General features: G+C 70.0%; 8 protein-coding genes and 1 rRNA gene. 1 reads left to right on the top strand and 8 read right to left on the bottom strand.

Features of this window, described 5'->3' with window-relative positions:
* Positions 1 to 7 precede the first annotated feature (7 nt).
* The 7 genes from QWJ39_RS12900 to QWJ39_RS12930 form a co-directional block, all read right to left on the bottom strand.
* Complete coding sequence (locus QWJ39_RS12900; protein ID WP_290258241.1) at positions 8 to 1777, bottom strand: CTP synthase; 1770 nt, start codon at positions 1775 to 1777, stop codon at positions 8 to 10.
* Positions 1778 to 1840: 63 nt separating this feature from the next.
* Positions 1841 to 3580, bottom strand: a complete 1740-nt coding sequence (recN, locus tag QWJ39_RS12905; protein ID WP_290258242.1) for a DNA repair protein RecN — start codon at positions 3578 to 3580, stop codon at positions 1841 to 1843.
* A gap of 3 nt (positions 3581 to 3583) precedes the next feature.
* A complete protein-coding gene (locus QWJ39_RS12910) occupies positions 3584 to 4582 on the bottom strand; it encodes an NAD kinase (RefSeq protein ID WP_290258243.1) in 999 nt (332 codons plus the stop codon).
* Positions 4583 to 4626: 44 nt separating this feature from the next.
* Positions 4627 to 5433, bottom strand: coding sequence for a TlyA family RNA methyltransferase (locus tag QWJ39_RS12915; RefSeq protein ID WP_290258244.1), 807 nt, complete (start codon positions 5431 to 5433; stop codon positions 4627 to 4629).
* Positions 5430 to 5681: a hypothetical protein gene (locus QWJ39_RS12920; protein WP_290258245.1), complete on the bottom strand. Its 252-nt coding sequence runs from the start codon at positions 5679 to 5681 to the stop codon at positions 5430 to 5432. Before QWJ39_RS12920 ends, QWJ39_RS12915 begins: the two co-directional genes overlap by 4 nt.
* Before the next feature lie 10 nt (positions 5682 to 5691).
* The gene (locus QWJ39_RS12925) at positions 5692 to 6684 is read right to left on the bottom strand and encodes an HAD-IIA family hydrolase (RefSeq protein WP_290258246.1); all 993 of its coding nucleotides are present in this window, start codon (positions 6682 to 6684) and stop codon (positions 5692 to 5694) included.
* A gap of 6 nt (positions 6685 to 6690) precedes the next feature.
* Entirely contained in the window at positions 6691 to 7557 is an 867-nt protein-coding gene (locus QWJ39_RS12930; protein ID WP_290258247.1) for a hypothetical protein, read from the bottom strand.
* Here QWJ39_RS12930 and QWJ39_RS12935 point away from each other — a divergent pair.
* Positions 7510 to 8619, top strand: coding sequence for a hypothetical protein (locus QWJ39_RS12935; RefSeq protein ID WP_290258248.1), 1110 nt, complete (start codon positions 7510 to 7512; stop codon positions 8617 to 8619). The two genes, QWJ39_RS12930 and QWJ39_RS12935, sit on opposite strands and share 48 nt — an antisense overlap.
* Positions 8620 to 9069: 450 nt before the next feature.
* Here the strand turns inward: QWJ39_RS12935 and rrf are convergent.
* A 5S ribosomal RNA gene (rrf, locus tag QWJ39_RS12940) occupies positions 9070 to 9186 on the bottom strand.
* Positions 9187 to 9193: the final 7 nt, after the last annotated feature.

A 9193-nucleotide genomic window follows, 5' to 3' on the forward strand; every position in this document is an offset into this window, starting at 1 on the left:
GTTGGTGTTACTTGGCCTGCGCCGCGGCCTTTGCCGCCGGCTTGGCGGTACCCTGTTGGTGGTCGCCGTGCTGGTGGTCGCCGTGCTGGTGGTCCAGGGCGGCCCGGACCAGGCCCGCGAACAGCGGGTGCGGGCGGGTCGGCCGGGAGCTCAGCTCCGGGTGGGCCTGGGTGGCGACGTAGTACGGGTGCACCTCGCGCGGAAGCTCCACGTACTCCACCAGTTTGCCGTCCGGGGAGGTACCGGAGAAGACCAGGCCCTGCGCCGCGATCTGGTCGCGGTACTTGTTGTTGACCTCGTAGCGGTGGCGGTGGCGTTCGCTGACCTTGGTGGTGCCGTAGGTCTCGGCCACGACCGAGCCTTCGTCCAGCTTGGCCTCGTACAGGCCCAGGCGCATGGTGCCGCCCAGGTCGCCCTTGCCGTCAACGATGTCCAGCTGCTCTTCCATCGTGGCGATGACCGGGTACTTGGAGTCCGGCTCGAACTCGGAGGAGGAGGCGCCCTCGAGGCCGACGACGTTGCGGGCGTACTCGATGACCATGCACTGCAGGCCCAGGCACAGGCCCAGGACCGGGAGCTTGGTTTCGCGGGCGAACTTCAGCGCGCCGAGCTTGCCTTCGAGGCCGCGGATGCCGAAGCCGCCGGGAACGCAGATGGCGTCGACGCCGGCCAGGGCCTTCTTGGCGCCGGCCTCGGTGTCGCACTCGTCCGAGGGGACCCAGCGGATCTTGACCTTGGTGTTGTTCGCGAAGCCGCCGGCGCGCAGCGCCTCGGTCACGGACAAGTATGCGTCCGGCAGGTCGATGTACTTCCCGACCAGGGCGATCTCAACCTCGTGCTTGGGGTTGTGGACGGCCTCAAGCAGGGTATCCCAGCTGGTCCAGTCGACGTCCTTGAACGGCAGGTCCAGCGCGCGGACGATGTAGGAGTCCAGGCCCTGGGAGTGCAGCGTCTTGGGGATGTCGTAGATGCTCGGAGCGTCCGGGCAGCCGATGACGGCGTCGAGGTCGACGTCGCACATCCGGCCGATCTTGTCGCGCATCGCCTGGGGCACCTCGCGGTCCGAGCGGATCACGATCGCCTCGGGCTGGATACCGATGGAGCGGAGCGCGGCAACGGAGTGCTGCGTCGGCTTGGTCTTCAGTTCCTGGGACGGTCCGATGTACGGGACCAGGGAGACGTGCAGGAAGAAGACGTTGTTCCGGCCGATGTCCTGGCGGACCTGGCGAGCGGACTCGAGGAACGGCTGGGACTCGATGTCGCCGACCGTGCCGCCGATCTCGGTGATGATGACGTCCGGGGCGTTCTTGCCCTCGGCGGGCAGCCGCATGCGGCGCTTGATCTCGTCGGTGATGTGCGGGATGACCTGGACGGTGTCGCCGAGGTACTCGCCGCGGCGTTCCTTGGCGATCACGGTGGAGTAGACCTGGCCCGTCGTGACGTTGGCGGAACCCTCGAGGTTCTCATCGAGGAAGCGCTCGTAGTGCCCGACGTCGAGGTCGGTCTCGGCGCCGTCGTCGGTCACAAAGACTTCGCCGTGCTGGAAGGGGTTCATCGTGCCCGGATCCACATTCAGATAGGGATCGAGCTTTTGCATAGTTACAGACAAGCCGCGTGCCCGCAGGAGGTGGCCGAGGCTCGAAGCCGTCAGACCCTTTCCGAGCGAGGACGCCACACCGCCGGTGACGAAGATGTGTTTGGTCGTCTTGGACGAGCCCGGGAACCGGGAATTTACACGGGAATTTGATCGCTGCACCACGGAATTTGAGCCTATCATCAAATCGGTCTTCTGAGGGTCCGAATCGCGCCGCTGTGATGGTCATCCCAGCGGCGCGCGGGGTCACGCCTGCTGCGGCAGGAGTTTCGCGTCGTCGAGCAGTTCCTGGGCGTGGGCGCGGGCCGACTCGGAGTCCTCCTGGCCGGCCAGCATGCGGGCGAGTTCGCGGACGCGCTCGGACTCGTCCAGGAGCTGCACGTCGCTGGAGGTGAACCCGGTGGCAGTGGCGCCGTCGGATCCCCGGACGGAGGTCTTGGTGACACGGATGTGCTGGTTGGCGAAGGCCGCCACCTGGGGCAGGTGGGTGACCACCAGGACCTGGACGTGCCGGGCGAGCATGGCCAGCCGGCGGCCGATCTCGACGGCGGCGCGGCCGCCCACGCCGGCGTCGACCTCGTCGAAGACGAAGGTGGGGACCGGGTCGACGGCGGCGAGCACCACCTCGATGGCAAGCATCACCCGGGAGAGTTCACCGCCCGAGGCGCCCTTGCCGAGCGGGCGGGCGGGGGCGCCCGAGTGCGGCTGGAGGAGGAACGCGATCTCATCGGCGCCGTAGGGCCCGAGGCCGTCCCCGGCTTCAATATTGATCACCAGCGTGGCGTCGGCCATGGCCAGGGCGGTCAGCTCGGCACTGACGCGGGCGGCAAGGTCCTTGGCCGCCTTCTTGCGAGCCTTGCTGATGGCCGCGGCCTGCTTGGCCAGTTCGGCCTCGGAGCGGACGACGTCGGCCTCGAGGGCCTCGATCCGGGTCGAGTCGTCCTGCAGCTCGGTGAAGCGTTCCCGCGCCTGGTCGGCCCAGACCAGCACTTCGTCGATGCTCGGCGCGTATTTGCGCACCAGTGCGGCCAGCGCGGCGCGGCGGTCCTCGATCTCGGCGAGCCGTTCGGGGCCCTCGGTGTCGAGGCCGGCCTGGTAGCTGGCCAGCTCGCCGGCGATGTCGTTGAGCAGGAAGCCCACCTCGGCCAGCCGGGCGGCCGCCGAACCGAGCTCGGCGTCGTGCTCGGCAACGTGTTCCAGGGTGCGTTTGGCGGCGTCCACCAGCGTGGTGGCGTCGGCTCCCTCGCCGAAGTCCTCGCTGATCAGGGCCTGGTGCGCGGTGCTCGCGGCGATCCGCAGCTCCTCGACGTTGGCGAGCTTGACCGCCTCGGCCTTGAGGGCCTCGTCCTCGCCGGGCTGCGGCTCCACGGCGTCTATCTCGGCCAGGGCGGCTTCCAGCGATTCGGCCTCGCGGAGCCGTTCCCGCGCCGCGTTGCGCAGCTCGTCCAGCTCGGCCTGGCTGCCCTTCCAGTGGGTGTAGAGCTGCTGGTAGGCGGCGAGCGTCTTGGCGAGAGGCTCCCCCGCGAACTTATCCAGCGCCTCCCGCTGCGCCACGGCGCTCTTGAGCCGGATCTGGTCGGATTGTCCGTGGACCACCACCAGGGCGCCACCGATCTCGGCGAGCACCCCTACGGGGGCGGTCCGGCCGCCCAGGTAGGCGCGGCTGCGCCCGTCGGCACCGACGCTGCGGGCCAGGAGCAGCTCGGCGCCGCCGTCGAACTCCTCGACGTCGGCGCCGGCCTCACGGGCGCGTTGGACGGCGGCGTGGCCGGCGTCGAGTTTGAGGACCGCCTCGGCGGAGGCGCTCTTGGCGCCGCTGCGCACGGCTCCGGCGTCGGACCGGGCACCGAGGAGCAGGCCGACGGCGGTGACCACCATGGTCTTGCCGGCACCGGTCTCGCCGGTCACCACGCTCAGGCCGGGGCCGAGCGGGAGGGTGGCGTCCGTGATGACACCGAGGTCGCGGATTCGCAGTTCTTCAAGCATGGGTCACTTCGCAGTCGAGGGATCGGTGGGGTCGGGCAGCGGCATCGGCCGGGGCGTGCGCACCACGGGCATCGGGCCGGTGGGGATGGCGTCCGGTTGCGGCACCGGGCCGCGCCAGCCCTGGATGGGAAGCTCGAACTTCCTGACCAGGCGGCCGGAGAACGGGGTCTGGTGGGTGCGTGCCAGCCGGACCGGGGTGGCGGAACGGGTGACCTCCACGCGGGCGCCCGGGGGCAGGTCCACGGACCGCCGTCCGTCGCACCAGAGCACGCCCTGGGCGTCCGTCCGGCCGAGGATCTCGACGGCCAGCCGGGAGCGCGGTGAGACCACCAGCGGCTTGGCGAACAGTGCGTGGGCGCTGATCGGGACAATGACCAGTGCCTCCACCTCGGGCCATACCACGGGGCCTCCAGCGGAGAAGGCGTAGGCGGTGGAGCCGGTGGGGGTGGCGAGGACGACGCCGTCGCAGCCGAAGGAGGTCAGGGGGCGTTCGTCCACCTCCGTGACCACCTCGAGCATCCGTTCGCGGTTGCCCTTCTCGATCGCCGCCTCGTTCAGCGCCCAGGTGTGCCAAATCTTCTGGCCCCGGACCCACACCTGGACGTCGATCGTCATCCGCTCCTCCACCGTGTACTGGCGGCTGGCGATCCAGTCCACGGTCTGGGCGAGGTCTGCACGCTCACTCTCGGCCAGGAAGCCCACGTGCCCGAGGTTCACCCCCAGCATCGGCACGTCCACCTCGCGCACCAGTTCCGCGGCGCGCAGGATGGTCCCGTCGCCGCCGAGCACCATGACGAGTTCGACGTCGTGCAGCTTCACGTGGTCGTGCAGGACCTCCACGGGCTGGTCCAGCCGGCCGTAGAAACGCACCATGTCGCCGAGTTCGGACTTCTGCATCACGGGCACGATGCCTGCGGCGTGCAGCATGGCGCACGCGTCCCAGGCGGCCTTGAGGGAGTCCTCGCGGCCGGTGTGGGCAAGGATGAGGACACGCCTGCTCATCAGGTTCCGCCTTCTACTGCTTCGATTGCTGCATGGGCTGCTGGTTAGGTCCAGATGGTTCCAAGGAGCGCGGCCAGGGCCGCGTCCCGCTCCTCGATCTTAGGCAGGTCCGCCCGGATCGCGCGTTTTATCCACAGGAAGTACTCGACGTTTCCGTCCTGCCCCGGCAGGGGGCTCTGCGCCAGCCCGGCCAGTTCCAGTCCGGCGTCCAAGGCCGCGGCGGCCACCTTTTCGACGGCGAGGCGCCGTTCCCGTTCGGAGGTGACGACGCCGGTGCGGCCCAGTCGGTCCTTGCCGATCTCAAATTGTGGTTTGACCATCAGGACCAGATCCCCGCCGGGTTCGGTGCAGGCGGCCAGCGGCGCCACCACCAGGGTCAATGAGATGAAGGACAGGTCCGCGACGGTGAGGGCGGCCGGCCCTCCGATGGTCTCCGGGGTCATGTACCGGACGTTCAGGCCCTCGTGCACGGAGACCCGCGGGTCGTTGCGGATCTGCGGGACCAACTGGTCGTGGCCGACGTCCACCGCCACCACGTGCGCCGCACCCCGGCGCAGCAGCACCTCGGTGAAGCCCCCCGTGGAGGCGCCGGCGTCGAGGCAGCGCTTCCCCTCGACGGCGACGGCGGGGAAGGCGTCGAGGGCGCCGGCGAGCTTGTGCGCGGCGCGGCTGACGTAGTCATCCCCCGGGGTGGCGGCGACGTCCAGGCCGGTCGCGTCATCCACCTGCTGCGAGGCCTTCGCCAGGACGGTGCCCGCCGAACTGACCTTGCCGTCGGCGATCAGCCGGGCCGCGTGGGTGCGGGAACGGGCGAGTCCGCGGCTGACCAGCGCCTGATCCAGCCGGGTCACGTGCGGGCCTCCCCCGTCACGTCCTCATTCAGGGCGTCGGCCAGCGCGTCGTGCAGGGCCGCGTAGACGTCGCCGTGGTCGGTTACCGGCAGGTGCGCGAGCGTGTCCAGAGGTTCGAGCAGCGCCTCGACGGCGGGGTCGGCGGCCAGCGGTGCGTCCGCCGTGCGCGCGGGCCAGTCCGGCTGAATGTCACCGACGCCGGGTGCGCCCGCAGGTGCGGGCTCGGCGGGGCGGGGCGATTCGATCATGCCTTTCAGTCTAGTGACCGGTCCAGTGCAGCTCCGGCGCCTGGGCGGTGGCGGCCTCCGGGGTGGCGGCCCACCACGCGGCACAGCCGGCGCGCCAGGCATCGAGGTCCGCGGGGTCCCCCGTGATGCGCAGGACCGTGCCGTCCACGACGGCGGTGGCGGCGCCGCAGCGGAACCCTGCCCCGCCGTCGTGCTCGATGTCCGGGTAGGGCTGGAAGAGTCCGTCGAGGTCCTCGATCAAGTAGCCGGGGCGTTCGGCGGTCCGGGCGGCGAGGATGCTCTCGCGGGTGTCGACGCCGGTCAGGACCGCCACGGTGGCGAATCCGGCGTTGTTGCCGCCGAGGATGTCGGTGTCCAGGCGGTCACCGACCACCAGGGGCCGTTCCGCGGCGAGCCGCTTGGCGGCGGTGTGGAAGAGCGGTGCCTCGGGTTTGCCTGCGACCAGCGGCGTGCTGCCGGTGGCGGAGGCGACGGCGGCCACGAGGGTGCCGTTGCCGGGCGCGATGCCGCGGGCCTGCGGGATCGACAGGTCCGTGTTGGTGGCCACCCAGAGGGCGCCGGCGGCGACCACATAGGCCGCCTCGGCCAGGTCCTTCCAGCCCAGGTCCGGGTGGAAGCCCTGCACGACGGCCACGGGCTCGTCGGCCTGGCTGCGGACCGGTACCAGGCCCGCGAGTTCGATCTCGCGGGCGAGCGCGGGGCCGCCGGTGATGAGGACGCGGGAGCCCGGGGGCAGCTTGGCGGCCAGCAGTTCACCGGCGGCCTGCGAGGAACTAACTACCTGCTCATCCTCGGCGGGCGCGCCCAGTTCACGCAGGTGGGCGGCGACCTCGGCGGGGCTGCGCGACGCGTTGTTCGTCACGTAGCCCAGCCCGACGCCGATCCCCGCCAGCCGTCCCAGCGCCTCGACGGCACCGGGGATGGCGTGCGGTCCCGCGTAGACGACCCCGTCGAGGTCCGAAAGGAGCGCGTCGAAGCGCGAGATCAGCCAGTCGTGGTCCATCGGGGCCTAGTCCTCCGTGTGGTCCCGGTTGCCGGCGTGGTCCTCGTGGCCGGTGTTGTCTTCGTGGCCGGCCAGCTCGTCGGCTTCCACCGAATCCTCGTCGGATTCGGCGTCGTCGGACTCGAAGAAGCCGGCTTCTTCGTCGTCGGAACCGGAGTCGACGTCGTCGGCCCGGCCTTCGGTGTTCTCCGGCAGGCCGGCGACCGCGGCGGCGCTGGCGGCCCGCGGGGCCTCGTCAGCGGTGATGCCAGCCTGGCGGTCCGCCTGCTCCTTCAGGAGACGACGGCGGCGCTGCTCCTCGCGGGCTTCCTCCTCCTCATCCCAGCCGAGGTCGATGATGTCCGGTTCCTCGTCGACGCCGAGGCCGAGGGCGTTCTCGGCCACAACGGCCTGGCGCTGCCACTTGGCGGCCTCGGTTTCGCGGCCCACGGCCGTCAGCGCGTCCGCGTAGGCGCGGAACAGGCGGGGGCTGTAGGAGAAGGCGCGGTTGATGTCGAGCTGAGGGATCTCCAGCTCGGACACGGCGGCATCCAGCTGGCCGAGGTCGGTCCGGGCGCCGGCGGCCACGATGGCGAGTTCCACCTTGCCGGGGGCGTCCAGGTCCTTGGCTTCCTCCGAGCGGGCCATGTCGAGGGCACGGTCCGGACGGCCCAGGCCGCGTTCGCAGTCGGCCATGACGGGCAGATGCGTGTTGGAGCCACTGATCCGGCGGTAGGTGCGGAACTCGCGCAGGGCTTCGCCGTAGTGTCCGGCGGAGTAGGCGGTGAGGCCCACGGCTTCGCGGACGGCGGCGAGACGGCCGCCGCGGCGGCTGGCGGCGAGGGCGTGCTGGAAGGCCAGCTCGGGCTCGTCGTCGATCAGGCGGCCGGCCATGACCAAGTGGCGGGCCACCCAGGTCGCGCTGTTGTCCTCGAGGGTCTTGATCTGGTGCTGCGTGGCGCGGTCCAGTTCCTTGCCCGTGACGTCCTCGTCGATTTCGGGCGAACGGTCCCGGTCGGGGCGGTTGGCGCTGCGCAGGTCGGCGGCGTTGGGCTGGCGGACCGGACGGTCCTCCGCGCGGTCGCGGCCGAACTGGCGCGGCCCGGAGTCGCCACGATCGAAGCTGCGGGCAGGACGGTCCTCGCGGTCGCCGAAGGGCTTGCGGTTGTCTCCGCCGGAAAACGGCTTGCGGTCCCGGTCGCCACCAAAGCTACGGCGCTCACCATCACGAGCCGGACGATCACCAAACGGCTTACGATCACGATCACGATCGCCACCAAAGCTACGGCGCTCACCATCACGAGCCGGACGATCACCAAACGGCTTACGGTCACGATCACGATCGCCACCGAAGCTACGGCGCTCACCATCACGGGCCGGACGATCACCAAACGGCTTACGATCCCGGTCGCCACCGAAGCTGCGGCGCACACCATCACGAGCCGGACGGTCACCAAACGGCTTACGGTCACGATCACGATCGCCACCGAAGCTACGGCGCTCACCATCACGAGCCGGACGATCACCAAACGGCTTACGATCACGATCACGATCGCCACCAAAGCTACGGCGCTCACCATCACGAGCCGGACGATCACCAAACGGCTTACGGTCGTTCCCACCCGAGAAAGGCTTGCGGTCACGGTCACCAAACGGCTTACGATCACGATCGCCACCGAAGCTGCGACGCTCACCGTCGCGGGCCGGACGTTCACCGTCTCGGGCCGGACGTTCACCGTCTCGGGCCGGACGTTCACCGTCTCGGGCCGGACGGTCACCGTACGGCTTGCGGTCACGATCATCCCGGCCGCGGAAGCCGCGGGGGTCGCCGCCGGAGTTGTTGGCCCGTCGGAATCCGCCGCCGCCGGCGTTACGGCCCCCGCCAAAGTTGCCGCGGTCGTCGCGGCCGCGGTTACCGTCGTTGTGATCAGCCATGCTGGATTCCTCCTGTTGTGAGCCGACCACTGGCGCAATCGCAGCCGCTCTGTTTTTCGTGTTTCGTTCCTACGCAACCCGAAATCAAGCGCTTCGAAGTCCGTACATCTCATTCAATTCTAGGCGAGGAGCACTCCCCCGGCTAACTGCCGGCGCCCCGTGGGCCCCGCGGTGGCACGCCTCACAGGGCGATGCCGGCCGGTCGCGCCCCGCATCACTTCTCCTCGCGGAAACGGCGGATACCGGCCCGGAGAGAGCAGAATGTCTGGACCCTCCAGGGCGACGGCGTGAGCAACCACGACGGCGCGCGGCCGGGTGGCGGGGGGCCAGGATTCTCGGGGAGGCCGGCGCGATGCGGGTGGATTACGTGCGGGTATGGGAGTGACCGGCTTTTCCGTGTGAATCCTGTATGGGTGGTTTAAAGTGGGAGAGCCTCCAACCTGGTGGTTGGAGGCTCTCGACCTAATGGTTGTCCGGCGGTGACCTACTCTCCCACACCCTCCCGGGTGCAGTACCATCGGCGCTGTGGGTCTTAGCTTCCGGGTTCGGAATGGGACCGGGCGTTTCCCCCACGCTATGACCGCCGTAACCCTGT

Origin of the sequence: Arthrobacter sp. YD4, from assembly GCF_030410515.1 — a bacterium.
Taxonomy (GTDB): Bacteria; Actinomycetota; Actinomycetes; order Actinomycetales; family Micrococcaceae; genus Arthrobacter.